The organism is Shinella sp. (genome assembly GCF_049651085.1).
In the GTDB taxonomy this organism is placed as follows: domain Bacteria; phylum Pseudomonadota; class Alphaproteobacteria; order Rhizobiales; family Rhizobiaceae; genus Shinella.
Genome location: NZ_JBASBL010000001.1, coordinates 1 through 26719 on the forward strand (window position 1 = coordinate 1; position 26719 = coordinate 26719).

The following is a 26719-nucleotide window of genomic DNA, read 5'->3' on the forward strand; positions in this document are numbered from 1 at the left end:
ATATCCCGCAGGGCGAGGTGCATCGCCTGGCCAATCCCGGCAAGATCCTGCTGGAACTCATCGAGGTGCAGACCGGATCCTATCTCGGCGAGGACGACATCATCCGCATCGAGGACGAATTCGGCAGAGGGTAGCCCGGCGGAAAGTCAAAGCAGGGTCGCGCCATCAGGCGTGACCTTGAGCGCCGTCAGGCGTCCGCTCGCATAGCAGGTCGTGTCGATACAGATGCGGTTCTTGCCGAAGACCGGTTCGGCCCCTGCCGTATGGCCGTGGATGACCAGCAGTGGCAGGCCCGGACCCTCGCTCAGGAAGGGCTCGCGGATCCACATCATGTCGTGATCCTCCTGCTGCGGCAGCGGCACGCCGGGCTTGATGCCGGCATGCACGAAAAGCCGCCGGCCGCTGAGAAGCGCAATGGGCAGGCTTTTGAGAAAATCGATGTGATGGGCCGGGACGCGGGCGCGCAGATCGCGTCCGAGCGCCTGCAATCCGTCCGCGCGGTCAAGATAGTCGGCAAGCTCCAGCCCGTAGGAACGCAGCGTCGCATCGCCGCCATAGTCGAGCCAGCGCCTGTTCCGCTCGGGGTCGAAGATGAAATTCAAGAACGTGTCGTCATGGTTGCCGCAGAGCGCGATGCGCTCGATGCCGTCGCCATGGTGCTCGCCCGCCAGATGCTCGATCACTGCGCGCGAGGCGGGCCCCCGATCCACATAGTCGCCGAGATAGAGGATGAGGGCTCGTGCGTCCGGATGGGCCGCAGCATCCGCGCGGATGCGTTCCTCCAGCGCCAGCAGCGCATCGTGGCAGCCATGCACGTCGCCGATCGCGTAGATGAGGGGGCGGTCGGCCGGGAGATCCAGACGCGGGCGGCGGGAAAGCGAGGAAACTGTCATGCGGCGATGTCATAGCGGGGAAGGCGGCCGGCGTGAACCGGCAAAGTGTGCATAGGCGCTGTCAACGCATTCCGCGCGGCGGGCACCGCCCGAGCGTGCGGCATTGCGTATCCCGCCAGATGACGGTCTCCTGCGCCATCGCCTTTTCCTGCGCCGCACGCAGGCGCGGTGTCGCGGCCCAGCCGGCGCCGGCGGCGACCAGCATTTCTGCGAGATCCTTGCCGTTCAGCCTGCAGGTGAGGAAGGAGACGAGGCCGGAGCGATAATCCTCCTTGCAGGAGAGCGTGCTGCCGGCGATGCGCCGGCGCAGCGCAATCCTTGCCTGCTGGCCGCAGACCGCGATGACCCCGGCTGTCCCACGGCAGAAACGGCCGGGATCGACGGGCACGATATCCGTCAGCACATAGAGGCGCCCGCCTTCCTCGAAGGAGGCGCTGTCGAAGACGGCGACGCGGCTTGTCACATGGATGCGAAGCAGGGTTGGAAGAGGAGCAACGGCAACCCGCGTATAGGTCTGCTTGCGCCGGTCGATGCGCACGGGCCTGTCGGTCCAGACCGGATCGGCGGAGGCGGCATCCGTCCGGCGTTCCGTCCCCTTGGCGGGGACGATGGCCAGAAGCAGGAAAGCGAGCGCCATGGCGCATTGCCCAGATCGCCTATCCATGACCAAGGGCCGGCTCACATCTTCTCCGGCAGTGGCAGCCATTGGGGGCGGTCGAAATAATCCGGCAAGTAGGAGCCGCGGTTGCGCGCAAGGTCAGGCGTGATGGTGAAATTGTAGCGCGGCGTGTCGCCGAACTTTTCCTTCCTGAGCTGGAGGCGATTGCCGAAGCGGATGATGTCGAATTCCTTCAGCGCACGGATATCGGCGAGAATGTCGGGTGCTTCCTGCCAGCGCACCTCATCGAGAAAGATTGCGATCGCATGGATGACGGTGTCCGTCACGCGGTTCTGCGTCGCGGGGTTCTCGATGTTGAGCTTGACGCGGAAGGTGGAAACGCGCGTTTGCGCATCGCCCCTGATCGAGACGAAGGCGGAGGAGGGGCCGTTCTCGCTGTCCTGCGCATCGGCAAAAGTACGATAGGACTGGCACTCCCAGCTGCGCCTGTCGTAGAGGCCGGCCTGCCAGCCCTTCGTTTCGAACCCGCCCTGGCGCAGCGCCTCGCAGAGCGCTTCCGGGTCCTTGCGGATCGTGCGCACGAACTGGGCCGGGTTCGGGGTCGTCGGGATGAGCAGCCGTTCCGGTATGAGGCCTACGGGGCGCGGCATGCGGCTGCCCTTCACCTCATGGGGGTGTGACGTTTCCTCCTTCCGGAAGAGGACGTCGATGGGGCCGTAGCCGAAGCGGGCGAGAATGAGGTTGAGATTGCGGTGGTCGTTGGCCAGGAGCACGGTCGCGCCTATCCCGCCGAGCAGCACGAATGCGAGGAGCCCGAAGACGATCAAGCCGGATCTGCCTTGCCTGCGCTCCCTCATGCCGAACCATGCCGTTGCTCGTGGCGATGCGGCGGCTGCCTTGTGGCAGGGTAACGTTGACGATCCGCCGACCGTCCGCATCTGATAGGCCACATGCAGGATACCTGCAAGCGGAGCGCGATCACGCCATCGTCATATCCCGTCGAGGTCAAGGCGGCGCGGATCGCATGCGCCGCTTCACTTCGCCCTCTTGACATCCGCCCCGGGGAGGTCGACTTCACACGGGGTATACGGACGCGAAGGAGACGACCCATGAGCGAGGCAGCCCGCACGACCATCGACCAGGCCGAAGTCGACCGCTTTTCCGCCATGGCCGCGGAATGGTGGGATCCGACCGGCAAGTTCCGTCCGCTGCACAAGTTCAATCCCGTTCGCCTCACCTATATCCGCAATCTCGTCTGCGCGCAGTTCGGCCGCGACCCGCACAGCCATCGCCCGCTCGAAGGCCTTCGTATCCTCGACATCGGCTGCGGCGGGGGCCTGCTGTCCGAGCCGATGGCGCGCATGGGGGCGGATGTGGTCGGCGCGGATGCGTCGGAAAAGAATATCGGCATTGCAAAGGCCCATGCGGCGGGCAGCGGCGTTCCGGTCGATTATCGCGCCGTGACGGCCGAGGCGCTGGCGGAAGCCGGCGAGACCTTCGACGTGGTGCTCAACATGGAAGTGGTCGAACATGTCTCCGACGTCGATTTCTTCCTCACCACCTGTGCCTCGATGGTGCGGCCCGGCGGCATGACGTTCGTCGCCACGATCAACCGCACCATGAAGGCGGCGGCACTGGCGATCTTCGCTGCGGAGAACGTATTGCGCTGGCTGCCGCGCGGCACCCATCAATATGAGAAGCTGGTGCGCCCGGAAGAGATTGAAAAGCCCCTGACGGCCTCCGGCCTGACGGTGACCGACCGCACAGGCGTGTTCTTCAATCCGTTGCTCAATCAGTGGAACCTGTCGAAGGACATGGACGTGAACTACATGCTGGTCGCGCGCCGCGCGTCGGCCTGATCAGGGCTTCAGCGCCTTCACGACGGCCAGCAGGTCTTCCTGCCGGTTGGCATTGCGCCCGGCCATTGCCTTCACGCCGTCGCGGTCAAGGGTGACGGGATTGCCATCTGGACAATAGGCCACCTTGAAGGTGAAGCCGCGGGGTGTCGGGCCGTGGTCGTGGAGATGTTCCAGCCGCTCGGTGCCGTCAGCCCAGACGGGCCGCGCGCCTTCTTTCACCCACCAGAGCACCAGCGCGGGCCAGGCCTGCCGCTGGTTCCAGTTGCGGGCATGTTTGAGCGCATCGGCATGCACGCCATTGTAGGTGAAGGCCATCAGGGCCTCGAGGCCGGTCCACAGCGAGAGCGAGGAGGGGGCATCCGTAAAGCCGCTGCCCTGGAGGAAGCGGGGATAGACCTTCTCGCCCCAGCTTTCCGGCCCCGGCTCGCCATCATAGCCGGAGCGGCCGACAAAGCCTTCGGCCCGGGCCGCAGCCTCGAAATTCGGAGCTTCGCGCAGGCGAAACCCTTCGACGCGCGGGCTTTCATAGGCATCCACATGGAGACCGAAATTGTAGACGGCCAGGTGATGGCCGCGCATCAGTTCTTGTCGTCCGGCAGAATCGGCAGAGGCGCCACCTCGACACCCTCCTCGAGGAGATCGCGCACCTCGTCTGCGCTCGCCCGGCCGATCAGTCCGCGCTGCTCCGCCTCGCCATAGTGGATCTTGCGCGCTTCTTCCGGGAAGCGCTCGCCGACATCCTCGGAATTCTCGCGGATGCTTGAGACGATTTCCCGCAGCTTGTTCATCATTTCGCGCTGACCGGTCTGCACGGCCAGTTCCTGGCGTTTTTCCTTCTTGCGCGCCGTCGAGACGGAGGGCGCCATCAGACGCTTGGCGACATGGGTCGAGCCGCAGGAGGGACAGGAGACCAGCAAGCGCGTCTGCTGGCGGTCGAAATCGTCCGCCGAGCCGAACCACCCCTCAAAGGCGTGCCCGCTGTCGCAGGAGAGTTCGTAGCGGATCATGCGGCAACGCCTCCCTTCGCGGGCTCGCCGGTCACGTCCAGCGTGAAGACACGCCCGTTGCGCAGGTTGGGGATCTTGTCGTGTGCGGATTTCACGGCAGCGACATCGACCTCGGCCAGCACGACGGCCTCGCCGGTGCCGCCGGCCGAGGCGAGCACGCGGCCCCACGGGTCGATGATCATCGAATGGCCGAAAGTCTCGCGGCCATCCTCATGCACGCCCGCCTGGGCGGCGGCGATGATGTAGACGCCGTTCTCGATGGCGCGGGCACGCAGCAGCACTTCCCAGTGCGCCTCGCCCGTCTGGCGCGTGAAGGCGGCGGGAACCGAGATGATCTGCGCGCCGGCCGCGGCCTGCAGCTTGAAGAGTTCCGGGAAGCGCACGTCGTAGCAGATGGCAAAGCCCAGCGCGGCGAAGGGAAGATTCGCCATGCGCGCGACCGCCCCCGGCGAATAGACCGCGCTTTCGCGCCAGCTCTCGCCATTGTCGAGATCGACGTCGAACATGTGGATCTTGTCGTAGGAGCAGATTTTCCTGCCGTCCGGGCCGAAGAGAAAACCGCGATTGGCGACCTTGCCGTCGGCAAGCGCGATGGCCGTGGAGCCGACATGGACATGAATGCCGAGTTCGCCGGCAAGCTCGGACGCGGCGACGACGACCGGATCGTCGGCCTCCGGGCGAAGGATGGAGCGAAGCCCCGCGCGATCGCGCTGGAGCGCGCCGGTCATTTCCGGCGTCTGGACATAGGTGGCGCCCTTGGCGGCCGCCTCGCGCACGAGCCGCCGCATGGTCTCCACGTTGCGGACGGGATCGGTCCCGGAGCACATCTGGATGGCGGCGATCGTGACGGTCATGGTGGTCTCCTCAGGCTGCCAGCAGCGCGTCGAGTTCGCCGGCACGTTCCAGCGCATGCAGATCGTCGCAGCCGCCGACATGGCGATCGCCGATGAATATCTGCGGGAAGGTGTTGCGACCGCCCGTGCGGGCAATCATCTCCTGGCGCAGCTCGGGCGCGTAGGTTGCATCGTGTTCCTGGAAGGTTACGCCCTTCGTCTCGAGGAGTTTCTTGGCGGCGCTGCAATAGCCGCAGAATTGACGCGTATAGATGACGACCGAAGCCATGCGATGCTGCTCCAAAACTTGGAAAACCTTGCCTTTCATATAGGTCCGGGAAGCGCCCTTGCAAAGGTCAAAACCGTCACGTCGGCCACGCCGGCGCGCTTCAAGGTACGGGCAATGGCCGAGACCGTGGCGCCGGTGGTGTAGACATCGTCGACGAGAACCACGCGGCGGCCGATCAGCGCCTCGTGCCCTTCCTGCGTGATGGAGAAGGCTCCGCGCACGTTATCCTCGCGGGCGCGCGGGCCAAGACCGACCTGGCGGCGGGTGCGTTTCGTGCGGCGCACGCCGTCGATCAGCACGGGTTTGGTAGAAAGCGCACCGAGCGCGCGGGCAAGCTCGGCCGACTGGTTGAACTTGCGCCAGACAAGGCGGAAACGATGCAGCGGCACGGGCACGATGATATCCGCCGCCTGGACGGCGCCGTCGCCGGCCCGCAGCATCCATCCCGCCATCATCGGTGCGAGGTCGGTGCGGTCGCGATATTTCAGCGCATGGACGAGCGTGCGGGCGAGATCGTCGTAAAGCGCGACGGAGCGCAGCCGGTCAAAGGGCGGCGGGTTGGCGATGGCGTCGGCACTGAGGATGCCGGGGCCGAGATCGTGCGAGAACGGCGTGCCGAGCACCTCGCAAAAGGGACGCTCGATCAGGGCAAGCGTCGACCAGCAGTGCGGGCAGAGGCTGTCCCGGCCGCCGAGAAGCACGCCGCAGCCGGCGCAGGCGGGTGGATAGACGAGGTCGAGCACCGCTCCTGCAAGGCCGCGCAGCCGGCGGGCGAAGGCCTGCCGGAGCGGGACTGCCGGCATTGTCTCAGCCTCGATTTCGCCCATGCGGTTGACAATAGCCGCACTTAGCGGCCAAAGCGATGGTATTCCGAACTGGGATCCCTGCCATGGAAACGCTCTTCGACCAAGCCCTCATCGACACGAACCGCCTGCGGGCGCTTGGTGCCGGACCGGCTGATTTCCTGCTCGACATCGTGGCGCAGGAGCTTGCCGAACGGCTGGGTGTCATCGAGCGTCGCTTCGAGCGGGCCGTCGAACTGCATGGCCATACCGGCGCGGTGGCGCGGGCCATTGCGCAGACCGGCAAGGTGGACGCCATGGAGCGCGTGGAAAGCGACCGGCGGTTTGCCGCGCCCGGCGAGGCGCTGACCGTCTCGCCGCTCGAAACGGTGCCGCTGGAGCCGCAATCGGCAAACCTCATCGTCTCGCCGCTCGCGCTGCACCTGACCAACGATACGCCGGGCGTCTTCGTGCAGATTCGCCGGGCGCTCAAGCCGGACGGGCTGTTCATCGCGGCCATTCCCGGCAGCGGCACGTTGCAGGAATTGCGTGAGGTGCTGCTGGCGGCGGAAAGCGAGCTGACGGGCGGGGCCAGTCCAAGGGTCATTCCCTTTCCGGATGTGCGCGATATCGGCGCACTTTTGCAGCGCGGCGGCTTTGCCCTGCCGGTAACGGACACGGAGAGCTACACGGTTCGCTACGATTCGATCTTTCCGCTGATGAAGGATCTGCGCGCTATGGGCATGGCCAACCCGCTTACCGGCCGCAGCCGGCGGCCGCTGACACGCGGGATCCTGCTTCGGGCGGCGGAGCTGTATGCGGAGCGCTTTTCCGATCCGGACGGGCGTATCCGGGCGACGTTCTCCGTCATCTACGTGTCCGGCTGGGCGCCGCACGAGAGCCAGCAGAAGCCCCTGAAGCCGGGTTCGGCGACAATGCGGCTGGCCGATGCGCTGAAGCAGACCGGGCGCGGCTGAGGCTTATTCCGGCTGGATGGCGTTGCTGAGCATCATGAAGGTGTTGTTCAGGGTGTCGCCGAAATTGGTCAGCCCGACGATCATGCCGACGGAGATGAGCGTTGCGAGCAGGCCATATTCTACGGCGGTCGCGCCCTTCTCATCGGAGAGGAATGACGCCAGCAGTCTTGCAATCATTCCTGTTCTCCCGGACGCCAGTTGCGCCTGTGTTCGGCTCAGCAGCCGTTGCGTGTCCTTTGGCCGTCGACGACGCAGACGGCGCCGGGCATTTCCTGCAATACGCTGCGGCGTACGGTGTAGCGCTTGACGCCTTGCGTCGGGATCGAGCCCGTCGAGATCATGTCGAATTCGTCCGGCGCGTTCGCGATCATGCGCTTGTCCGACTTTGCGGAAAGGACCGGCGTCAGGACCAGGGCAAGGGCGATCACGGCAGTGCCGAAGAGCAGGGCAAGATTGAGTGCACCAGTCCGGGTATCGCCGGCTGGGGTAAAATCCTTCTCCTGAACGGTTTTCCAGAAGTCTTCGTCACGCATAACAGGGTCTCGTAAGCATTCATTGCAACGGTAGGACCAATCTTTGGACCATGGTGCTAAACGATTGCTTAACGGGAGCGTACAAATTGAAGGCAATCCCCTGCGGCAGCAATTCTGCCGAGGGCGCGCGGCGCCGTTGCGTCCGGCATGACGCCGGGCGAGGATTGCTTAGAGCAGGTCCATCAGGAAGGGGATGAGGGGCTCGTCGGCCGGCGGCATCGGGTAGTCGCGCAACGCCTTCGGGCGCACCCATTTGATCGCCTGGCCCTCGCGGCCGTGCGCCGTGCCCTCGAAACGCCGGCAGATATAGAGCGGCATCAGCAGGTGGAAGTCGTCATAGGTGTGGCTGGCGAAGGTCAGCGGCGCAAGGCAGGGGATTTTCGTCTGGATGCCGAGTTCTTCGTCCAGCTCGCGAATCAGCGTTTCCTCCGGCGTTTCGCCCGGCTCGACCTTGCCGCCGGGAAATTCCCAGAGGCCGGCAAGCTGCTTGCCTTGCGGGCGCTGCGCCAGAAGGATGCGGCCATCGGCATCGACGAGCGCGCAGGCGGCGACGAGCAGGAGGCGGTGCGGCTTGGCGACAATCCCGGTCATGCAGCGACAGGTCCCCGATAGCTGTATTCGTAGATATCCTGGAAGCCGGCGCGGCGGTAGAGGGCAAGCGCGGCCGTGTTGTCGGCCTCGACCTGCACCCAGGCCTGACGAGCGCCCTTGAGCCTCGCCCAGCGCAGGCTGGCATGCAGGATGGCCGTACCGAGGCCCTGGCCGCGGCGCTCTTTGGCGACGCCGAGCTGGAGGATGCCGGCAAGGTCGTTGTCCTGCACGGCGATCGTCACGGCGGCCGGACCAAAGTCCGGCTCCTCGACGATGAAGAGGCCGGCTTCCGGCTTGATGGCCTTGATGATTTCGGTGAGGCCGGGCTTCAGCGCCGGATCGTCGCCGGACACGCGGATGCGTGCATCGACGAAGCGGCCGACATCGCGGCTCGGCAGATGATCGAGGCCCTCGTCGCGCGGCAGGGTGGCGAGATCGGCCATCATGACGATGGTGCGGCCGATATCGACCCAGCCGGCCTCGTCCATGAAGGCGATGAGCTGCGGCGAGGCGAGCGGCGTCTGGCGGACAAAGAGCGGGCGGCCGTAATCGGCAAAGCGCTTGGCCGCCTTTTCGAGACGGATCTCAATGTCGCGGGTATCGGACGGGTCGAGCGGATTGACGGAATTCAGCCGGCGCGATGGGTGTCCGGCGGTCAGCCGGCAGAGCCAGCTTCCGTCATACTGCACGCTGGCCGCTGGCCAGGCTCGAAAGCCGACAGCCTCGAGCCGGCGGACTTTGGGGAGATCGCTCATCGTCGTCTTCTGTCCGGAAAGGGTCATGCTACCCGGCCTCAGCTGCGGTAGTCGCCGTTGATCTCGACATATTCCTTGGTGAGATCGCATGTCCAGACCGTCGCCCGGCCATTGCCGAGGCCGATTTCGACGCGGACCGGAATATCCTCGTGCTTCATGACGGCGGTGGCGGCGGCTTCGGAATAGGTGGCGTCCCGCTCACCGTCGACGGCGACGCGCACGTCGCCGAACCAGATGGCGAGGCGGTCGCGGTCGGCCATTTCGCCGGACTTGCCGACGGCCATGACGATGCGGCCCCAATTGGCGTCCTCGCCGGCGACGGCGGTCTTGACCAGCGGGGAATTGGCGATGGAGAGGGCGATCCGCTTGGCGGCGGCATCGGTCTCGGCGCCCTCGACGGTGATTTCCACCATCTTGCGGGCGCCTTCGCCGTCGCGCACGACCTGGAGCGCGAGGTCGCGCAGGAGATCGGAAAGGGCAGCGCGGAAACCGTCGAGCGCGGCATCGTCGGCCGTAACGGGCCTCTGCCCGTCAGCGGCGGCCGCGCCGGTCGCAAAGAGCATCAGCGTGTCCGAGGTCGAGGTGTCGCTGTCGACGGTGATCGAATTGAAGGTCGGCTCGACACCGGCCGACAGCAGCGATTGCAGCACGGCGGCCGGTATGTCCGCGTCTGTGACGACGAAGGAGAGCATGGTCGCCATGTCGGGCGCGATCATGCCCGCGCCCTTGGCGATGCCGTTGATGGTGACCGTGACGCCGCCGAGCTCGGCGGTGCGCGTGGCGACCTTCGGATAGGTGTCCGTCGTCATGATCGCCTTGGCGGCCTCGAACCAGAAATCGTCGGTGCCGGAAGCGGCGAGGCTGTCGAGCACGCCGGAAAATTTCGTCGCGTCGAGCGGCTCGCCGATCACGCCGGTCGAGGCGAGGAAGATCTCGCTTTCGCTGCAGCCGACGGCCCTTGCGGCGGCTTCCGCCGTCAGTTTCGTCGATTCGCGGCCCTTGCGGCCGGTGAAGGCATTCGCGTTGCCGGAATTGACGACGACAGCGCGGGCGACGCCCTCGGCAAGGTTCGCACGACAGAAATCCACCGGCGCCGAAGGGCATTTCGAGCGGGTGAAGACGCCTGCCACCGTTGCCGGACGGTCGAAGACCATCATCAGCACGTCCGTCCGGTTCTTGTACTTGATCCCGGCGGCGGCGGTCGCCATGCGCACGCCACGCAGCGGCGGCATGTCGGCATAGGTTTTCGGAGCGAGCGGAGAGACGGAACCGGACATCGTGTTTTCCTGCGTGAAGGAGGCCCGACGAAAACGCCGGGCCATTGTCGTTTTTACTGCTGGCCTTCGATTGCCGGTGCGGCTTCGCCTTCGCCTTCTGCCGCCGGCTTGTTGACCGCGTCATAGGCGGTCTTCAGTGCGGCGTCCTGGATGTCGACCGGCGCTGCGGCCTTGGCCTTTTCCAGAAGCTCGAGATACTTGTCGCGCATCACGAGCTGGCGAACCTGGCCTTCGACCTGGTCCAGCGCCGGGGGCTGCTGCTGACGCTTGTCTTCGACCTTGATGACGTGGAAGCCGAACTGGCTCTTCACCGGCTCCTTGGAATAGGCGCCCTTTTCCAGCGCGAAGGCAGCGGTCTCAAATTCCGGAACCATGCGGCCCTTGCTGAAATAGCCCAGGTCGCCGCCCTCCGACTTGTTCGGATCTGTCGACTTTTCCTTGGCGATCTCGACGAAGTCCTTGCCGGCGTCGAGTTCGGCGATGACGGCCTTGGCTTCTTCCTCGGTCTTGACGAGGATGTGGCGGGCGCGAATTTCGTCTTCCGGCGTGATCGCCGCGATTTCCTTGTCGTAGCGTGCCTTCACCTCTTCCGGGGTGACGGCATCGACGACATGCTTCTTGAAGTAGGCATTGTGCAGTTCGCGATCCGTCAGGAAGGCGAGGCGCTGCTTGAAGTCGGCGCTGTCCTGAAGGCCTTCCTTGTCGGCGTCGGCTGCGAGCAGCTTGACGTCGATGATCGAGGAGAGGGCGGCGACGCGCTTCTGGTCGTCCGGCAGGTTGGCGAGCTGCGGGTCGAGACCGGCGATCGCGAGCTTCAGCTCTGATTCGTGGATTTCGACCGCGCCGACCTTGGCGATGACCGGATCAGCGGCTGCATCCTGCGCGATGACGCTGGTGCTGGCGGCGGCGATCGCAATAAGGGCGACTGCAGCGAGCTTGCTATACTTGAACATTATTGAAAAGACCTTTCAAATCCTCGCCGGAATCGGGCCGATATCCGGTGCCAGACGGCTCAACACCACCAGAATGTGGCAGTAGTGCAACCGCCAGAGCCGTTGACATCATTCGACCCCCCTCTTATCTGTCACGCAATCCCGCGTCCAGAACAGTTTCCGGGCGTTTCACGGCTTTGCGCGCAAATATAGTGCGACCTGTTACGCGCCGGGCGCCCATAAAGAAAGGACCATTCTGATGGTCAGCCTCGGCGGCATCGCCCGCAAGTTGTTCGGCTCTTCCAACGATCGCCGTGTGCGTTCCTATTCGCCCCGCGTCAGTGCCATCAATGCGCTCGAACCCGAGATGAAGGCCCTCTCGGACGAGGCCTTGCGCGCCAAGACCGCGGAATTCCGGGAGCAGATCGCCGCTGGCAAGTCGCTGGACGACCTCCTGGTGCCGGCCTTTGCCGTCGCCCGCGAGGCGGCCCTGCGCGTCCTCGGCCTGCGCCCCTTCGATGTCCAGCTGATCGGCGGCATGATCCTGCACGAGAAGTCCATCGCCGAAATGAAGACCGGTGAAGGCAAGACGCTCGTCGCGACGCTGCCCGTCTACCTCAATGCCCTCGCCGGCAAGGGCGTGCATGTCGTTACCGTCAACGACTATCTCGCTACCCGCGACAGCGGCCTGATGGGCAAGATCTACAGCTTCCTCGGCCTTTCGACCGGCGTCATCATGCATGGCCTCGACGATGACCAGCGCCGCGCCGCCTATGCCTGCGATATCACCTACGCGACGAACAACGAACTCGGCTTCGACTATCTGCGCGACAACATGAAGTACGAGCGCGGCCAGATGGTCCAGCGCGGTCACTTCTTCGCCATCGTCGACGAAGTGGACTCGATCCTCGTCGATGAAGCGCGCACGCCGCTGATCATTTCCGGTCCGCTTGACGACCGCTCCGACCTCTACACGACGATCGATGCCTACATTCCGCTGCTGGACGAGTCCGACTACGAGATCGACGAGAAGCAGCGCTCCGCCAACTTCTCCGAAGTCGGCACGGAAAAGCTGGAAAACCTGCTGCGCGAGGCCGGTCTGCTGAAGGGCGAATCGCTCTATGACGTCGAGAACGTCGCGATCGTTCACCACATCAACAACGCGCTGAAGGCCCACAAGCTCTTCACCCGCGACAAGGACTACATCGTCCGCAACGACGAGATCGTCATCATCGACGAATTCACCGGCCGCATGATGCCGGGCCGCCGCTATTCGGAAGGCCAGCACCAGGCGCTCGAAGCCAAGGAACGGGTCACGATCCAGCCGGAAAACCAGACGCTGGCCTCGATCACCTTCCAGAACTATTTCCGCATGTATTCCAAGCTCGGCGGCATGACGGGCACGGCCTCGACGGAAGCCGAGGAATTCGGCAACATCTATGGCCTCGAGGTCGTGGAAGTGCCGACCAACCTGCCGATCCAGCGTCTCGACGAGGACGACGAGGTCTACCGGACGGCGGAAGAGAAATACAAGGCGATCATCGAGGAGATCCGTGCGGCCAGCGAAAAGGGTCAGCCGGTGCTCGTCGGCACGACCTCCATCGAAAAGTCCGAGCATCTTGCCGATATCCTGAAGCAGTCCGGCTTCAAGAATTTCCAGGTGCTGAACGCCCGCTACCATGAACAGGAAGCCTATATCGTGGCGCAGGCCGGCGTGCCGGGTGCGGTGACGATCGCGACCAACATGGCGGGCCGCGGCACCGACATCCAGCTCGGCGGCAACGTCGAGATGCGGCTTGAGCGGGAACTCGGCGAGATGGAGCCGGGCGCCGCGCTCGACGCCAAGCGCGAGGCAATCATCGCCGAGGTCAAGATGCTGAAGGAAAAGGCGCTTGCCGCCGGCGGCCTCTACGTCCTTGCCACGGAGCGCCACGAAAGCCGGCGCATCGACAACCAGCTGCGCGGCCGTTCCGGTCGTCAGGGCGATCCGGGCCGCTCGAAGTTCTTCCTGTCGCTGCAGGACGACCTGATGCGCATCTTCGGCTCCGAGCGCATGGACTCCATGCTCCAGAAGCTCGGCCTGAAGGAAGGCGAGGCGATCGTCCATCCCTGGATCAACAAGGCGCTCGAGCGCGCGCAGAAGAAGGTCGAAGCCCGCAACTTCGACATCCGCAAGAACCTTCTGAAGTATGACGACGTGCTGAACGACCAGCGCAAGGTCATCTTCGAGCAGCGCATCGAGCTGATGGACAGCGAGAACCTCTCCGAAATCGTCGGCGACATGCGCCACGAAGTCGTCGAGAACCTCGTGCGCCTGCACATCCCGGAAAATGCCTATGCCGAGCAGTGGAACGTTGCCGGCCTGAAGGCCGGAGCGCTCGAGCAGCTCAATCTCGATCTGCCGATCGACGCCTGGGCGGCCGAGGAAGGCATCGACGAAAAGGACATCCTGGAGCGCCTGCGGGCAGCTACCGACCAGGCGGCACAGGATCGCGCAGAGCGTTTCGGTCCGGAAATCATGACCTATGTCGAGCGTTCGGTCCTCCTCCAGACGCTGGACCATCTGTGGCGCGAGCACATCGTCAACCTCGACCACCTGCGTTCCGTCATCGGCTTCCGCGGCTATGCCCAGCGTGACCCGCTTCAGGAATACAAGGCCGAGGCCTTCGAACTCTTCCAGGCGCTGCTGGCGAACCTGCGCCAGACCGTCACCGCGCAGCTGATGCGTGTCGAGCTGGTGCGCCAGGCCGCCGACGCCCCGGCGCCGGTGCCGCCGGAAATGGCAGGCCACCACATTGACGGCACGACCGGCGAAGACGATTTCAACGAAGGCAGCGGCTTCATGGCTGTCGCCGCGGAAAACCGCGATCCGAACGATCCGTCGAGCTGGGGCCGCATTGCCCGCAACGAACCCTGCCCCTGCGGCTCGGGCAAGAAGTACAAGCATTGCCACGGCTCGTTCGAGCAGGTTTGAGGGCTCGCGAAAAGCGATAAATGCCGCCTCCGGGCGGCATTTTCTTTTGGGGGAAAGAGACCCTCATCCAACCGTTTGTTAACCCTGACCTGACAAGACTGGCACTCGTTCAGTTTCGCGTAGCGTTCGGGTTTCCAGTGTTGATGGCGGTCATTCAGTCGGCAGAAAGGTTGCTGCCAGCGGGCCTGCGCGGCAAGGCAGAGCCGCTTGTGCGCGCGCTCGCCAGCGACGACCCGCGCAACCGGGCCCAGCGCATGGCGCTCATCACCTTTGCCATCCGCGTCGTCAGCGCCGCCATTGCCTTCATCTCGCAGATCATCCTTGCCCGCGTGATGGGCGAGTTCGAATACGGCATCTTCGTTTTCGTCTGGGCGCTGGTGGTCATCTGCGGCGATCTTTCCTGCCTCGGTTTCCACACAACGGTCGTGCGCTTCCTGCCGGACTATGCCGGCCGCAACGCGCATGCGGAAATCCGTGGCCTTACTTCGACGGCCCGCATCTTCGCCATGCTGTCGTCAACCGCGCTGGCGGGCCTCGGCTTCCTCTGCCTCTGGTTGTTCCATGGGGTCTTCGCCGACTACTATGTCGTGCCGCTCTTCGTCGGCCTCTTCTGCATGCCGATGATCGCGCTCGGTGACGTGCTGGACAGCACGGCGCGCGCCCATAGCTGGGCGCTCGTGGCGCTCAGTCCCACCTATATCATCCGCCCGTTGCTGATCCTCGCCTTCATGGCGCTGGCAGTGTTGCTGGGCGAGCCGCACACCGCGCTGACCGCCATGGTCGCCGCGCTCGCCGCCACCTACCTCACCACGGTCGTGCAGTTTGCCAGCATCGTGCGGCGGCTTGGCAAGCGCTATGTCGCCGGGCCGCGCAAGCGCGAATTCGCCCTCTGGATCAAGGCGGCGCTGCCGATTTTCGTCATCGAGGGTTTTGGCTTCCTGCTCACCAATTCCGATGTCATCGTCGTCGGCCTTTTCCTTGATCCGGAAAGCGTGGCGATCTATTTCGCGGCGGCCAAGACCATGGCGCTGGTGCATTTCGTCTTCTTTTCGGTGAAGGCCGCCGCCGCGCCCCGCTTTTCCGCGCTGTTCTCGTCGGGCGATCGGGTGGCGCTGGCGCGTTTTGCCGGCGAGACGGTGCGCTGGAGCTTCTGGCCCTCGCTTGCCGTCGGGCTCGGCGTGCTTGCGCTCGGCCACTTTCTGCTGTCGCTGTTCGGCCCGGCCTTCACGGCGGGGCACGGGCTGATGGCCATCCTCTTTACCGGCATTCTCGCCAAGGCGCTGGTCGGCCCCGGCGAAGTGCTACTCACCATGTCCGGCGAGCAACGGCTCTGCGTTGCGGTCTACGCCGTGGCGCTCTCGGCCAATATTGCTCTCAACGTCACGCTCATTCCGCTCTTCGGCGTCACGGGGGCGGCCATCGCCACGGCGAGCGCCATGGTGCTGGAGGCGGTGCTTCTGCATATCGCTGTCCGCGGAAAACTTTCAATCATTCTCTTCGCCTTCGCCAACCCGGTAAAGGCAAGCCTTATCAACGGGATGGACCACCATGACCGATAGCCACGGCTTCGACCATGCGATTGCGGCAGGGCGTGCCCAGGCCGCTCTTCCGCCGGCCGACCCGCTGGCGCAGCCGCCAGCCGATCAGCGCATAGCGACCGGCCGGCCGGGCCGTTCGCTGGCGCTTTATCCGGCAACGGCCGGCTATGAATTGCAGCAGGAACTCGATTTCCTTTCCAACCGCGTCATGGAGCCGAACGTCTTCTTCACCGGGCGCTTCCTTGCGCCCGCCATGCCGCGGCTCGAAGATCGCACCGTGCGCCTGTCCGTTATCCGCGACGAGAGCGCCGGGCGCAGCCGCATGCGGTTCCTCATGCCCTTCTCCGTCGAGAAGCCGGGCTTTTCCATCGGCTCCAGCATCCTGCGCTCCTGGTCGAACCCGTTCGGCCCGCTCGGCACGCCGCTCGTCGACGCCGAGGACGCGGCCGAAACGCTCGACAATTTTCTGGAGGCGCTCGGCGGATCGGGCACCGGCCTGCCGCCCATCCTCGTCCTGCCGGATCTTCGCCTCAACGGGCCGTTCGCCCAGCTGATGCGCGCCGTCGCGATCGGCCGCAACCTGCCCGTCACGGTCACCGATACCTATCGCCGGCCGATGCTGGACAGCCTGCTCGATGGCCAGTCCTATCTCCAGCATGCCATCACGCCGGAGCATTTTCGCGAGCTGCGCCGGCAATGGCGCAAGCTCGATCAGCTCGGCGCACTCAGCTACAACGTCGCCCGCCAGCCGGCCGATATCCGTCTTCGCATGGAAGAGTTCCTGCTGCTCGAGGCTGCGGGCTGGAAGGGCCGCGGTCGCACGGCGATGATCAACGACCGCTACCGTGCAGCCTTTGCCCGCGAGGCGATCAGCAACCTTGCGGAAACCGACAGCGTGCGCATCCACACGCTCGATCTCGACGGCCGGGCAATCGCCTCCATGGTTGTCTTCCTCAGCGGCGGCGAGGCCTATACGTGGAAGACGGCCTATGACGAGGAATTCGCAAAATATTCGCCGGGCAAGCTGCTCGTCGCGGAGCTTACCGAATGGCACCTCGACGATGCCAATATCGCCCGGTCGGATTCCTGTGCGGTGCCGGATCATCCGGTGATGAGCCGGTTCTGGGAAGAGCGCGAGGACATGGGCACGCTCGTCGTCGGCCTGCAGCAGAACCGCGACCGCGACGTGCGGCAGGTAGCCACCCAGCTTCACCTCTACCGCAACACCCGCAACGTGGCGCGGTTGCTGCGCGAGAAGATCAGGTCGCTTGCACGACGCTAGGGCATTTCCAACCGAAGCGGCATCGCTTCGGCGTCGGACAATGCGGCAAAACCCAAACCCTGGGCAAACGCGGTGATCCGGGTTCCACAGGAATTGCTCTAGGCGGCGAAAGAGGCTTCTTCTGCCGCACGCTTGCGCAGCAGGTGGCGGATGACCTTGCCGGAGGTCGTCAGTGGCAGCGAATCGACGAAATCCACCTCGCGCGGATATTCGTGCATGGAGAGCCGCGACTTCACCCAGTCACGGATGTCGATCGCCAGCGCCTTCGACGGGGTATGGCCCGGGCGCAGCATGACATAGGCCTTGACGATTTCCGTGCGCAGCGGGTCCGGCTTGCCGACGGCGGCGGCAAGCTGCACGGCGGGGTGGCCGGCAAGGCAATCCTCGATCTCGCTCGGTCCGATCCGGTAGCCGGAGGAGGTGATGACGTCGTCGTCGCGGCCGAAGAAGGTGACATAGCCCTCCTCGTCCATCCGGCCGAGATCGCCGGTCACCATCCAGTCGCCGATGAATTTTTCCGCCGTTGCCTTGTCGTTCTTCCAGTAGCCGAGGAACATCACGGGGTCCGGGCGCTTCACGGCGACCTGGCCCACCGTGCCAGGCGGCATTTCCCTGCCTTCTGCATCGATGATCGCCACCACATGGCCCGGCACCGCCTTGCCGATCGGCCCCGGTCGCGACACGCCGAGCTTGCCGATCGAGCCGAGCACGATGTTGCACTCGGTCTGGCCGTAGAATTCGTTGATGGTGAGGCCGAGCGTATCGCGGACCCATTCCCAGGTCTCGCGGCCGAGCGATTCGCCCGCCGAGCCGATGGTGCGCAGGTTCAGCCGGTATTTCTCGTGCGGGTTCGCAACCGTCTTCATCAGGCGCAGCGCCGTCGGCGGGATGAAGGCGTTGCGCACATCCATGTCCTGCATGATGCGGTAGGCCATGTCCGGATCGAACTTCTGGCCGGGTGAGGAGACCACCGGCACGCCCAGCAGCAGCGATGGAAGCAGCACGTTGAGAAGGCCGCCGGCCCAGGCCCAGTCCGACGGCGTCCAGATGCGGTCGCCCGGCTGCGGCAGGAATTCGTGATGCATCTGGAAACCCGGCACATGGCCGAGCAGCACGCGGTGGCCGTGCAGGGCGCCCTTCGGCGGGCCGGTGGTGCCCGAGGTATAGATCATCATCGCCGGATCGTCCGGCCGGCTGTCGACGGCTGTAAACGGGCCGGCATGCCGGTCAACGAGTTCGTGGAATGATTTTGCCGCGGGATCGGCAGCGGGCTCGGTCACAATGACGAGGTCCAGCGTTGGAAGCTCGTCACGGATCGGCTGTAGGCGCTCGGCGCCGAACCGGTTGGTGACGATCGCCTTCGCCTCGGCATTCTGCAGCCGGAAGAGCAGGGCATCCGCACCGAAGAGCAGGGCGAGTGGCAGGGCGATGGCGCCGAGCTTGTAGATGGCAAGGTGGGCGACGACCGTTTCGAAGCCCTGCGGCAGCAGGATCGCGACGCGCTCGCCCCGCACGACGCCTTCGGCAGCCAATGCAGCCGCAAAGGCATCGGACCGGGCGGCAAGTTCGCCGTAGGTCATGGAGAGAGGCGGGGCATCCGGCAGGAAGTGCTGGAGACAGACACGGTCCGGATTGCGCGCCGCCCAGGCATTGGAAACGGCTGTGCCTATGTTGAACCGATCCGGGATCTGCCAGCGGAAATCCCGGTACAGTGCATCATAGGTCGATCTCTCGGTGAGCATTCCGCATCACTCCAGTTTGCTGCATTGCAACTAGCATTCCGGAGGACTGACCGGCAATGGCGGCTTTTTGGGGAGCGTTAGAGCCAGGAGAGCCGGTTGTCGACTTCGCTGACCTCCTTCACCGAAGCGGCAATGGCCGACGCGCGATCTGATTCCCTGGCAGAACCGATGCTGCCGGAGAGGATGATCCGCGTTCCCTTGCAGGTCACGGTAACGTCGGATGCATCCACGTCACCCGCCATCGAAAGCGCATCGGCCACCGCGGTTTCCAGCCAGGCGGGATGTGGCCCGTCGAAATGCTCGGGCTGGCCGCCCTTGAACGTACCTTCCTTGAAGACCATGGCGCGCTCCTTTGGCTCGTTTCCGCAGGAAATGCGGGAAGGAGCGGTTTTGTTCGCCACCAATCACGGCGAACGGTGTCTGCGAACCTATCATGTGGAAAATATCCCCGGGTTGGTTGAGACCCAAGAGCGTGCACATCGCTCTCGGGTCCCCCTTGCAACTGCGTCCGGGGGTGTCAGCAGTTGCTGCCATAAAATGCGTCGCCGCAAAATTTGTTCCCGCTAAAACACAAACTTTTACGGGGTGATGGCGATTTCTGAGGGAGGGCTTTGTGGTCGCGCTGAACACGACAAACGGCGCGCCAGAGGAAAGCCGCAGATTTCAGGATTTTGGTGCCCCATGCCGGAATCGAACCAGCACTCCTTTCGGAACCGCATTTTGAGTGCGGCGCGTCTACCAGTTCCGCCAATGGGGCACGTCACTGCAGCCATCGCCGTTTACACGAAGCGCTGGCGGGCGGCAACCGGCAAATCGGCGTGGCGCGTGCGATCACTTATCCGTGCGGCGCATTTACAATATTGCCTCACCTGCTAGAACTCGGCGCCGTTTCGTCGGCATCTCGCCGGCCCGATTGGATGTTCCTGATGACGGCATTTCTCGATCTTTCCCGCAAGGCATCGGCAGGTCTTCTTTCGCTCGGCATGGCGGCGACCGTGGGCGGCGCGCTCGCCTTCGAACATGTCGGCGGCTATATTCCCTGCGCGCTCTGCCTGTTGCAGCGTGATCCCTACTATTACGGGATCCCCGTCGCGGTGGCGGCGCTGCTTTCCGCCCTTTTCGGCGGGCCGGTCTGGCTGACGCGGCTGCTGCTTGCGATTGCCGGCATCATGATGCTCGTCGGCGCCGGCATGGGCGTCTACCATGCGGGCGTCGAATGGAGCTTCTGGGAAGGACCGGCAACCTGCGCGACATCCGCGCAGGGCGTCACGCAGAATGCCGGCGACCTGCTCTCCGATCTCAACTCCAAGCACGGTCCGTCCTGCACGGAAGCATCCCTTCGCGTCCTGGGCCTCTCCTTCGCCGGCTGGAACGTGGTCGCGAGCCTCATCCTCGCCGCGATCGCCTTTTCCGGCGTGCGGTCCGCGAAAGCCTGATCATGCCATAGCCCGGTCAAGGCGCATGTCGCCGCCGCAAAGCCGTGCGGCGGTCTTGCGCGGCAGGCTTCAGGGTTGCAGTTCGACATCCCAGTAGAGGTAGTCCATCCAGCTTTCATGCAGATAGTTGGGTGGAAACAGTCGCCCGTTATTGTGCAGATCCTGAACCGTCGGCTGATAGGGCTTCTGATGCGGGAACATGCCCGCCTGTTTCGGCAGTTTGCTGCCTTTTCTCAAATTGCATGGGGAGCAGGCCGCGACCACATTGCACCAGGTCGTCTCGCCGCCGTGAGCGCGCGGGGTGACGTGGTCGAAGGTCAGGTCGCTCGGCGAGCCGCAGTACTGGCATTCGAACTTGTCGCGCAGGAACACGTTGAACCGGGTGAAGGCCGGATGGCGCGAGGGCTGCACGTAGGTTTTCAGGCACACGACGCTCGGCAGGCGCATCGTGAAACTGGGGGACGAAACCGAATGGTCGTATTCGGCGATGATGTTTACGCGGTCTAGGAATACGGCCTTGATCGCGTCCTGCCAGGACCAGAGCGACAAGGGGTAATAACTCAGCGGCCGGTAGTCAGCATTCAATACGAGGGCTGGCAGGGCCTGTGGTGAAACAGAAATCGTCAAGGGCTTCTCCTGATCGATTCGGCATCTGCCCTTCTATATTAGAACCCTTGTTACAGCATTGTGAAGCGGGAAAGGAAAAGCGAATACAAGCTATTTCGCGATGCTCAGCCTTCGAGTACCGGCGCTGCCTCGCGACGCATCTCGCGCGAATAATAGGCCCAGAACAGCCGGGCCGACACGCCGCGCCAGGGCGACCAGCCTGTCGCGATCCGGTCGAGCTCCTGCGGGCTCGGCCGCACGGCAAGGCCGAGCGCATGGGCGACGGCATTTTGCAGCGCGATGTCGCCGGAGGGGAAGATGTCGGGATGGCCGCCGCAGAACAGCAGGTAGACATCCGCCGTCCAGCGGCCGATGCCCTTGATCACCGTCAGCTTGCGGGTCGCAGCCGATGCCTCCATGTGGCAGATGGCGTCGAGGTCGAGTTCGCCGCGATCGACGGCCTCGGCCGCGCGCCGCAGCGTCTCCGTCTTGGCGCGCGACAGGCCGACTGCCCGGCAGTCCTCGTCGGAAAGCCCGAGGATATGGTGGGGCGTGATATCGCCGGCCGCCTCCTCCAGTCGCCGCCAGATCGCATCGGCGCTGGCGCGCGAGACCATCTGCGCGACGATGATGCCGGCAAGCCCGCGATAGCCGGGTGCAAGACGGCGCAGCGGTACGGGACCTGCCTTGTCGATGACGGTGAAAAGCCGCGCATCGAGCAATGCGAGGTCCACGAGTCCCGCGGCGACATCGGCATCCGTCCTGATCATGTGCAACTGCATGTTTCGAGCGGCCTTTGCCGCAGTACTTTTTCGCTCTTTTGCGAAACGCCGCACGCAAATCGCGCAGGTGCCGCTGGAATGCCGTAGTGACGCGGCCCGTCTCTTCGTGCCAGAAAACCTCATGCAAAGTGCTTTGTCAAAAAATCGTATCTTTCGGTTCGCGCCGAGCCCCAACGGCCTCCTGCATCTCGGCCACGCGCTTTCGGCCATGCTCAATCACGACCTTGCCGCGGCCTGCGGCGGGCGGTTCCTGTTGCGCGTGGAAGACATCGATCCGGCCCGCTCGCGACCCGAATTCGAAGCGACGATCTACCGCGATCTCGCCTGGCTCGGGCTCGACTGGGAAAAGCCGGTGCGCCGCCAGTCGGAGCACCTGGAATTTTACGGCGAGGCGCTGGAGCGGCTGAAGGCGATGGGGGTGCTCTATCCGGGGTTCCTCAGCCGGGGTGAGGTGAAGGCGCGGGTTCTCGCGCATGAGGCGGCAGGCGGCGTGTGGCCGCGGGATCCCGATGGCGCGCCGCTCTATCCAACGGAAGAGCGAAAACTCGACCGGGGCGAGGCGCTGGCCCGGATCGCCGCCGGTCGGCAGCATGCCTGGCGGCTCGACATGGACAGGGCTCGGGCGCTCGCGCCCGCGGTGCTCGACTGGGCGGAGGCCGGCGCAGGGCCGGAGGGCGGGACGGGGCTTCTGGCGGCAAGGCCGGAGCGGTGGGGCGACGTCATCCTGTCGCGGCCGGATGCGCCGGCAAGCTATCATCTCGCCGTCGTGCTCGACGATGCCGTTCAGGGCATCACCGACGTGGTGCGCGGGCAGGACCTCTTTCATGCGACGGCCGTGCATCGCCTCCTGCAAAGCCTGCTCGGCCTGCCCGCGCCGGCCTATCGCCACCACGGGCTGGTGCCGGGGCCGGACGGGCGGAAACTGTCGAAGAGCAATCAGGATACGGGAATTGCCGCCTATCGGGAGAGGGGCGTTTCACCTGCCGGCATTCGCGCCCTGCTCGCGGGCTATGGCTTCGTCTTCCATTGAGGTTTCGTCGGCCGGCGGCTTCTTCACGCCCCGCATCCGGTCGAGGATCAGGCGTTTGACCCGATATTTCATCAGCGCGGCGTTGATTTCGGCGCCGATGATGAAGATCGCGCCGACGATGTAGAGGAAGACCAGCGCGACCATGATCGAGGCAAGGCCGGCATAGGTCGAGACGTAGCTGGAGAAGGACGCGAGATAGGAGGCGAAGGCATAGGCGCCGACGCTCCAGAAGAGCAGCGTCAGCAGGATGCCGGGCAGGACGTCGGCGATCTTGCGCCGGCCGGCCGGCAGCCAGAGATGGGCGATCAGCAGACCAATGAACAGAACGAGGACGGTGCCGAAAAGCCCCCAGCTCTCCACCCAGGAATAGAGATAGTTGAGCCAGGGCAGCCAGTCGCCGGTGGCGCGCAGGGCGAGCGGCGCGGCGACGAGCACGAGGCTGAGCAGGGCAAGCGCGAGAACGCCTGCGATGACGAAGCCGAGACTGGCAAGGCGCGTCATGTACCAGTAGCGCGTCTCGGCCACGCGGTAGGCTCGGTTGAGCGATACGCGCAGCGCCTCCACCCCGTTCGATGCGAAATAGGCGGCGGCGAGCACGGACACCGTCAGCAGGCCGCCGCGCGGAATGGTGAGGACCGCGACGACCTCGCGGGAAATGGGGGCGGCGATCGATTCCGGCCAGGTATCGAAGATGAAATGCACGGCCGTTTCGGCGAACTGGTCGGCGCCGAGGAACGAGCCGAGCGCCGTGCCGAAGATAAGAAAGGGGAAGATCGCAAGGAGCGTCGACAGCGCGACATGACTGGCCATGGCCCAGCCATCGTCTTCGGAAAAATGCCAGATCGCATCGAAGACGACCTTGTAGGCAAGGCGGATGGCGGTCGGCATCTGCAAGATCGGTTCCTTGTGCGGCCGTCACCGGCCGTCTCTCTCATTGTCTGCCCGAGCTTAACCCCTTAAACCGGATTCGATTTCAGGGATCCCGCCCAGGTTCAGAAATTCTATGGCGGCTTTGCGCGCCATGTATGACGCGCGGCGTTGTAGCAGTGAATATGGGAAACCGATGCAGATTTGTACAGGAAACCACATGTCTTCTTCTCCTTCGACGACCCCGCCGAGCATCATCGTCACCGGCTGCTCCTCCGGGATCGGCGCCTATTGCGCCCGTGCGCTGAAGGCGGAAGGCTGGCGGGTCTTCGCCACCGTGCGGCGGGAGGAGGATCTGGCATCGCTCGAAGCCGACGGCATCGAGAGCTTCCTGATGGACTATACCCGGTCGGAGACGATCGCGGCGCTCGTCGATGGGGTGCTGGCGCGGACGGGCGGGCGGCTCGATGCGCTCTTCAACAACGGCGCCTATGGCCAGGCCGGCGCCGTGGAGGATCTGCCGGTCGAGGCCCTGCGTATCCAGTTCGAGACTAATGTCATCGGCTGGCACGATCTGACGCGGCGATTGATCCCGGTGATGCGCCGGCAGGGACATGGTCGCATCGTGCAGTGCTCCTCGATTCTCGGGATCGTGCCCTATCGTTGGCGCGGTGCGTACAACGCCTCGAAGTTTGCGCTCGAGGGCCTGTCGCTGACCATGCGCATGGAGCTTGCCGGCTCCGGCGTGCATGTCAGCCTCATCGAGCCGGGTCCGATCGAGTCGCGCTTCACCGCCAATGCGCTTACCCAGATCGAGCGCCACATCGATATCGAGAATTCGGTTCATGCCGTCGAGTACCGCAAGCAGCTTCGGCGGCTGCGTGGCGAAGGCAAGCCGGCGCGCGGCAAGCTCGGGCCGGAGGCGGTGCACGCCGTTCTGCGCCATGCGCTGACGGCCAGGGCGCCGCGCCCGCATTATGTCGTGACGTCGCCGGCCAAACAGGGCGTGCTTTTGAAGAAGCTTCTGCCGGCCGCTCTCTTCTACCGGCTGATGGGCAAGCTCGGCTGACGCGGCGCGGCGTCGCAGGACAAATTTGCGAAAACGCGTGCACTTTGTGCGGAAAGCCCTATTTGATTAAGGCTGACAGAAATCAAACTGGAATGTCCGCATGTCTTCCTTCCTTACCTTCATGACCCTGCTCGTCATGGGCCTCGTCGCCATCGTGCTCGTGCGCGGTCTCGTCAACATGGCCAAGGGCGGCAGCGGCAACAAGTCCAACAAGCTGATGCAGCTTCGCGTGCTGCTGCAGGCCGTCGCGATCATTCTGATCATGCTGACCCTTTGGGTTACCGGCGGCGGGCGCGGATAATGGTCAAGCTCAACAAGATCTATACGCGCACGGGCGACAACGGCACGACCGGTCTCGTCGCGGGGCCGCGCCGCAAGAAGAATGATCTTCGTGTCGAGTCCTATGGCGAGGTCGACGAGGCAAATTCCTGCATCGGCCTCGTGCGCCAGCAGCTTGCCGATCATCCGGCGCTCGATACGATGCTGATGCGCATCCAGAACGATCTCTTCGATCTGGGGGCCGATCTTGCCGCGCCGGAGACGGGCCGCAAGCTCGACTACGAGCCGCTGCGCATCGTCCAGGCGCAGGTGGACCGGCTGGAGCAGGAGATCGACCAGCTCAATGCCGATCTCGAGCCGCTGCGCTCCTTCGTGCTGCCGGGCGGCACGCCTGCCGCGGCGGCGCTGCATCTTGCGCGCACCGTCGCGCGGCGGGCGGAGCGGCGCATCGTCGCCTTGCAGGACTGCGAGGGCGAAACGGTCTCGCCGGTGGCCGTCGCCTATATCAACCGGCTGTCGGATTTTCTCTTCGTCGCGGCGCGCTGGGTGAACGACAAGGGGCGCACGGACATATTGTGGGTTCCGGGACAAAACAGGTAAGCTTTCGCTAGGCAGGCTGCCGCAGAAGCGTGCGGCGGCTTGCGTCAGAGGAAATGCCGACCGGGGAAGGGGACCCATGTTCATACCGCTGCACGACGCGAATTCCCTGAAATATATCAAGGTGCAGTATGTCACGATCAGCCTGATCGTGATCAATGTCGTCGTCTGGCTGGTGACGGGCCTCGCCTCGACGCAGTCCTTTTCCGACGCGACCGTCGTGGGCCTCGGCTATATTCCGGCGGTCGTCTTCGACTTCGCGGACCTCGAGCCCGGCCTGGTTCTCGTGCCGGAAAATGCGACCTACATCACCTATGCCTTCCTGCACGGCGATTTCATGCATCTCGCCTCGAACATGCTGTTTCTCTGGGTGTTCGGCGACAATGTCGAGGATGCGCTGGGCCATTTCCGCTTCCTCCTGTTCTACCTGCTCTGCGCGGCGGCCGGGGCGCTGGTGCACGGGCTCGTGCAGCCTTCTTCCGAAGCGCCGCTGATCGGTGCATCCGGCGCGATTTCCGGCGTGGTGGCGGCCTATTTCCTGCTGCATCCGAAGGTGCGCGTCTGGGTGCTGGTGTTCTTCCGTATTCCGCTGCCGCTGCCTGCGGTCATTCCGCTCGCCTTCTGGATCGCCCAGCAATTCTACATGCTGCTGGTCGACGGCGACAGCGGCGTGTCCTGGGGCGCCCATGTCGGCGGCATCGTCGCCGGGACGATTCTCGTCCTCGTTTTTCGCCGGCGGGGCGTGCCTTTGTTCGACCGGACGATCGTGACGCCAAAGGCCGTGCGGCATGTGGAGGCGACACCGGTGCCAACCGAGACGGCGGTCGCGCCTCCCGCCGTTCCGCCCACCCACTGGGGGCGTTGATCGCGTCGCGATGTGTTAATTGACGTGAACGTAAACGTAACTTATAAGGCTCTCGTTTTAACGTGGGGAGCGCCCGTGACACATTGTGTTTGGGGAAAAAACGCGTATCGATGTCGCCAACCGACAATCAGGGCGCCTTTGAAAGGCGCATTTTCCCTCGCGGACATTTGAAGGAAGGAAGCCATGAAAATCCTGGTCCCTGTAAAGCGGGTCGTTGATTACAACGTGAAGATTCGCGTCAAGGCGGATGGCTCGGGTGTCGAGCTTGCCAATGTGAAGATGTCGATGAACCCGTTCGACGAGAT

General features: G+C 64.4%; 31 protein-coding genes, 1 tRNA gene and 1 pseudogene. 13 read left to right on the forward strand and 20 right to left on the reverse strand.

From position 1 onward, the window contains the following. The coding region (locus WA950_RS00005; RefSeq protein WP_424549644.1) for a hypothetical protein at positions 1-134 on the forward strand (134 nt) is incomplete at its 5' end. Between the two features lie 12 nt (positions 135-146). Here WA950_RS00005 and WA950_RS00010 read toward each other — a convergent pair. The 3 genes from WA950_RS00010 to WA950_RS00020 all read right to left on the reverse strand — a co-directional run bounded on the left by WA950_RS00010 (position 147) and on the right by WA950_RS00020 (position 2339). Next, entirely contained in the window at positions 147-893 is a 747-nt protein-coding gene (locus WA950_RS00010) for a metallophosphoesterase (protein ID WP_424549616.1), read from the reverse strand. Positions 894-954: 61 nt separating this feature from the next. Beyond that, on the reverse strand, positions 955-1530 hold the full coding sequence (locus WA950_RS00015; RefSeq protein WP_424549617.1) for a thermonuclease family protein: 576 nt from the start codon (positions 1528-1530) through the stop codon (positions 955-957). A gap of 41 nt (positions 1531-1571) precedes the next feature. Further along, entirely contained in the window at positions 1572-2339 is a 768-nt protein-coding gene (locus WA950_RS00020) for a DUF6030 family protein (protein WP_424549618.1), read from the reverse strand. Positions 2340-2621: 282 nt separating this feature from the next. Here WA950_RS00020 and ubiG point away from each other — a divergent pair, with 282 nt between their 5' ends. Beyond that, the gene (gene ubiG, locus WA950_RS00025) at positions 2622-3371 is read left to right on the forward strand and encodes a bifunctional 2-polyprenyl-6-hydroxyphenol methylase/3-demethylubiquinol 3-O-methyltransferase UbiG (protein WP_424549619.1); all 750 of its coding nucleotides are present in this window, start codon (positions 2622-2624) and stop codon (positions 3369-3371) included. Here ubiG and WA950_RS00030 read toward each other — a convergent pair whose 3' ends face one another. From WA950_RS00030 to WA950_RS00050, 5 genes are read right to left on the reverse strand one after another with little or no spacing between them, the layout of a single operon-like run. After that, positions 3372-3950, reverse strand: a complete 579-nt coding sequence (locus WA950_RS00030) for a DUF3291 domain-containing protein (RefSeq protein ID WP_424549620.1) — start codon at positions 3948-3950, stop codon at positions 3372-3374. It abuts the gene before it with no gap. Then, complete coding sequence (locus tag WA950_RS00035) at positions 3950-4378, reverse strand: DUF1178 family protein (RefSeq protein ID WP_424549621.1); 429 nt, start codon at positions 4376-4378, stop codon at positions 3950-3952. Before WA950_RS00035 ends, WA950_RS00030 begins: the two co-directional genes overlap by 1 nt. Then, entirely contained in the window at positions 4375-5232 is an 858-nt protein-coding gene (locus WA950_RS00040; protein ID WP_424549622.1) for a carbon-nitrogen hydrolase family protein, read from the reverse strand. The genes WA950_RS00035 and WA950_RS00040 overlap by 4 nt, the downstream gene beginning before the upstream one ends. A 10-nt stretch (positions 5233-5242) precedes the next feature. Further along, the gene (grxC, locus tag WA950_RS00045) at positions 5243-5500 is read right to left on the reverse strand and encodes a glutaredoxin 3 (RefSeq protein ID WP_424549623.1); all 258 of its coding nucleotides are present in this window, start codon (positions 5498-5500) and stop codon (positions 5243-5245) included. 35 nt (positions 5501-5535) lie between these two features. Then, complete coding sequence (locus WA950_RS00050) at positions 5536-6327, reverse strand: ComF family protein (RefSeq protein WP_424549624.1); 792 nt, start codon at positions 6325-6327, stop codon at positions 5536-5538. Between the two features lie 62 nt (positions 6328-6389). Between WA950_RS00050 and WA950_RS00055 the strand changes: the two genes are divergently transcribed. Continuing rightward, positions 6390-7259, forward strand: a complete 870-nt coding sequence (locus WA950_RS00055; RefSeq protein WP_424549625.1) for a methyltransferase domain-containing protein — start codon at positions 6390-6392, stop codon at positions 7257-7259. A gap of 3 nt (positions 7260-7262) precedes the next feature. On the opposite strand, the gene WA950_RS00060 is transcribed toward WA950_RS00055, so the two are convergent. The 6 genes from WA950_RS00060 to WA950_RS00085 all read right to left on the reverse strand — a co-directional run bounded on the left by WA950_RS00060 (position 7263) and on the right by WA950_RS00085 (position 11368). Beyond that, positions 7263-7436: a Flp family type IVb pilin gene (locus tag WA950_RS00060; RefSeq protein ID WP_424549626.1), complete on the reverse strand. Its 174-nt coding sequence runs from the start codon at positions 7434-7436 to the stop codon at positions 7263-7265. A gap of 38 nt (positions 7437-7474) precedes the next feature. Beyond that, positions 7475-7792 carry a hypothetical protein gene (locus WA950_RS00065; protein WP_424549627.1) on the reverse strand — a complete coding sequence of 106 codons (318 nt, stop codon included), beginning with the start codon at positions 7790-7792 and terminating at the stop codon, positions 7475-7477. Between the two features lie 168 nt (positions 7793-7960). Continuing rightward, complete coding sequence (locus tag WA950_RS00070) at positions 7961-8383, reverse strand: (deoxy)nucleoside triphosphate pyrophosphohydrolase (protein ID WP_424549628.1); 423 nt, start codon at positions 8381-8383, stop codon at positions 7961-7963. Continuing rightward, positions 8380-9138: a GNAT family N-acetyltransferase gene (locus tag WA950_RS00075; protein WP_424549629.1), complete on the reverse strand. Its 759-nt coding sequence runs from the start codon at positions 9136-9138 to the stop codon at positions 8380-8382. Before WA950_RS00075 ends, WA950_RS00070 begins: the two co-directional genes overlap by 4 nt. Before the next feature lie 38 nt (positions 9139-9176). Further along, positions 9177-10415, reverse strand: a complete 1239-nt coding sequence (argJ, locus tag WA950_RS00080) for a bifunctional glutamate N-acetyltransferase/amino-acid acetyltransferase ArgJ (protein WP_424549630.1) — start codon at positions 10413-10415, stop codon at positions 9177-9179. Between the two features lie 53 nt (positions 10416-10468). Beyond that, complete coding sequence (locus WA950_RS00085) at positions 10469-11368, reverse strand: peptidylprolyl isomerase (RefSeq protein ID WP_424549631.1); 900 nt, start codon at positions 11366-11368, stop codon at positions 10469-10471. A gap of 238 nt (positions 11369-11606) precedes the next feature. Between WA950_RS00085 and secA the strand changes: the two genes are divergently transcribed. From secA to WA950_RS00100, 3 genes are all read left to right on the forward strand, one after another. Continuing rightward, positions 11607-14321 (forward strand): preprotein translocase subunit SecA, encoded by a 2715-nt coding sequence (secA, locus tag WA950_RS00090; protein ID WP_424549632.1) that lies wholly within the window; start codon positions 11607-11609, stop codon positions 14319-14321. A gap of 143 nt (positions 14322-14464) precedes the next feature. Then, the gene (locus WA950_RS00095) at positions 14465-15880 is read left to right on the forward strand and encodes a lipopolysaccharide biosynthesis protein (RefSeq protein ID WP_424549633.1); all 1416 of its coding nucleotides are present in this window, start codon (positions 14465-14467) and stop codon (positions 15878-15880) included. Next, the gene (locus tag WA950_RS00100; RefSeq protein WP_424549634.1) at positions 15870-17141 is read left to right on the forward strand and encodes a GNAT family N-acetyltransferase; all 1272 of its coding nucleotides are present in this window, start codon (positions 15870-15872) and stop codon (positions 17139-17141) included. Before WA950_RS00095 ends, WA950_RS00100 begins: the two co-directional genes overlap by 11 nt. Before the next feature lie 98 nt (positions 17142-17239). On the opposite strand, the gene WA950_RS00105 is transcribed toward WA950_RS00100, so the two are convergent. The 3 genes from WA950_RS00105 to WA950_RS00115 form a co-directional block, all read right to left on the reverse strand. Then, positions 17240-18883 (reverse strand): AMP-binding protein, encoded by a 1644-nt coding sequence (locus WA950_RS00105; RefSeq protein ID WP_424549635.1) that lies wholly within the window; start codon positions 18881-18883, stop codon positions 17240-17242. Between the two features lie 77 nt (positions 18884-18960). Then, positions 18961-19224: a BON domain-containing protein gene (locus WA950_RS00110; RefSeq protein WP_424549636.1), complete on the reverse strand. Its 264-nt coding sequence runs from the start codon at positions 19222-19224 to the stop codon at positions 18961-18963. Positions 19225-19555: 331 nt separating this feature from the next. Continuing rightward, positions 19556-19640: transfer RNA gene (locus WA950_RS00115), tRNA-Leu, on the reverse strand. Positions 19641-19809: 169 nt separating this feature from the next. Between WA950_RS00115 and WA950_RS00120 the strand changes: the two genes are divergently transcribed. Next, a complete protein-coding gene (locus WA950_RS00120; protein ID WP_424549637.1) occupies positions 19810-20319 on the forward strand; it encodes a disulfide bond formation protein B in 510 nt (169 codons plus the stop codon). Positions 20320-20388: 69 nt separating this feature from the next. Here WA950_RS00120 and WA950_RS00125 read toward each other — a convergent pair whose 3' ends face one another. Both WA950_RS00125 and WA950_RS00130 read right to left on the reverse strand, forming a co-directional pair. Then, the gene (locus WA950_RS00125) at positions 20389-20946 is read right to left on the reverse strand and encodes an HNH endonuclease (protein ID WP_424549638.1); all 558 of its coding nucleotides are present in this window, start codon (positions 20944-20946) and stop codon (positions 20389-20391) included. Between the two features lie 104 nt (positions 20947-21050). Continuing rightward, a complete protein-coding gene (locus WA950_RS00130; protein WP_424549645.1) occupies positions 21051-21701 on the reverse strand; it encodes a DNA-3-methyladenine glycosylase family protein in 651 nt (216 codons plus the stop codon). Positions 21702-21828: 127 nt separating this feature from the next. On the opposite strand from WA950_RS00130, the gene gluQRS reads away from it, so the two are divergent. Continuing rightward, complete coding sequence (gene gluQRS / locus WA950_RS00135) at positions 21829-22737, forward strand: tRNA glutamyl-Q(34) synthetase GluQRS (protein WP_424549639.1); 909 nt, start codon at positions 21829-21831, stop codon at positions 22735-22737. Here the strand turns inward: gluQRS and WA950_RS00140 are convergent. After that, positions 22684-23625 (reverse strand): YihY/virulence factor BrkB family protein, encoded by a 942-nt coding sequence (locus WA950_RS00140; protein ID WP_424549646.1) that lies wholly within the window; start codon positions 23623-23625, stop codon positions 22684-22686. The two genes, gluQRS and WA950_RS00140, sit on opposite strands and share 54 nt — an antisense overlap. 199 nt (positions 23626-23824) lie before the next feature. Here WA950_RS00140 and WA950_RS00145 point away from each other — a divergent pair, with 199 nt between their 5' ends. The 5 genes and pseudogenes from WA950_RS00145 to WA950_RS00165 form a co-directional block, all read left to right on the forward strand. Then, positions 23825-24673 carry an SDR family oxidoreductase gene (locus WA950_RS00145; RefSeq protein ID WP_424549640.1) on the forward strand — a complete coding sequence of 283 codons (849 nt, stop codon included), beginning with the start codon at positions 23825-23827 and terminating at the stop codon, positions 24671-24673. A gap of 100 nt (positions 24674-24773) precedes the next feature. Next, positions 24774-24974 carry a twin transmembrane helix small protein gene (locus tag WA950_RS00150; protein WP_424549641.1) on the forward strand — a complete coding sequence of 67 codons (201 nt, stop codon included), beginning with the start codon at positions 24774-24776 and terminating at the stop codon, positions 24972-24974. Then, the gene (locus WA950_RS00155; RefSeq protein WP_424549642.1) at positions 24974-25552 is read left to right on the forward strand and encodes a cob(I)yrinic acid a,c-diamide adenosyltransferase; all 579 of its coding nucleotides are present in this window, start codon (positions 24974-24976) and stop codon (positions 25550-25552) included. Before WA950_RS00150 ends, WA950_RS00155 begins: the two co-directional genes overlap by 1 nt. 76 nt (positions 25553-25628) lie before the next feature. Next, complete coding sequence (locus WA950_RS00160) at positions 25629-26414, forward strand: rhomboid family intramembrane serine protease (protein ID WP_424549643.1); 786 nt, start codon at positions 25629-25631, stop codon at positions 26412-26414. A gap of 183 nt (positions 26415-26597) precedes the next feature. Then, positions 26598-26719: pseudogene (locus WA950_RS00165) on the forward strand (electron transfer flavoprotein subunit beta/FixA family protein); the annotation flags it as partial.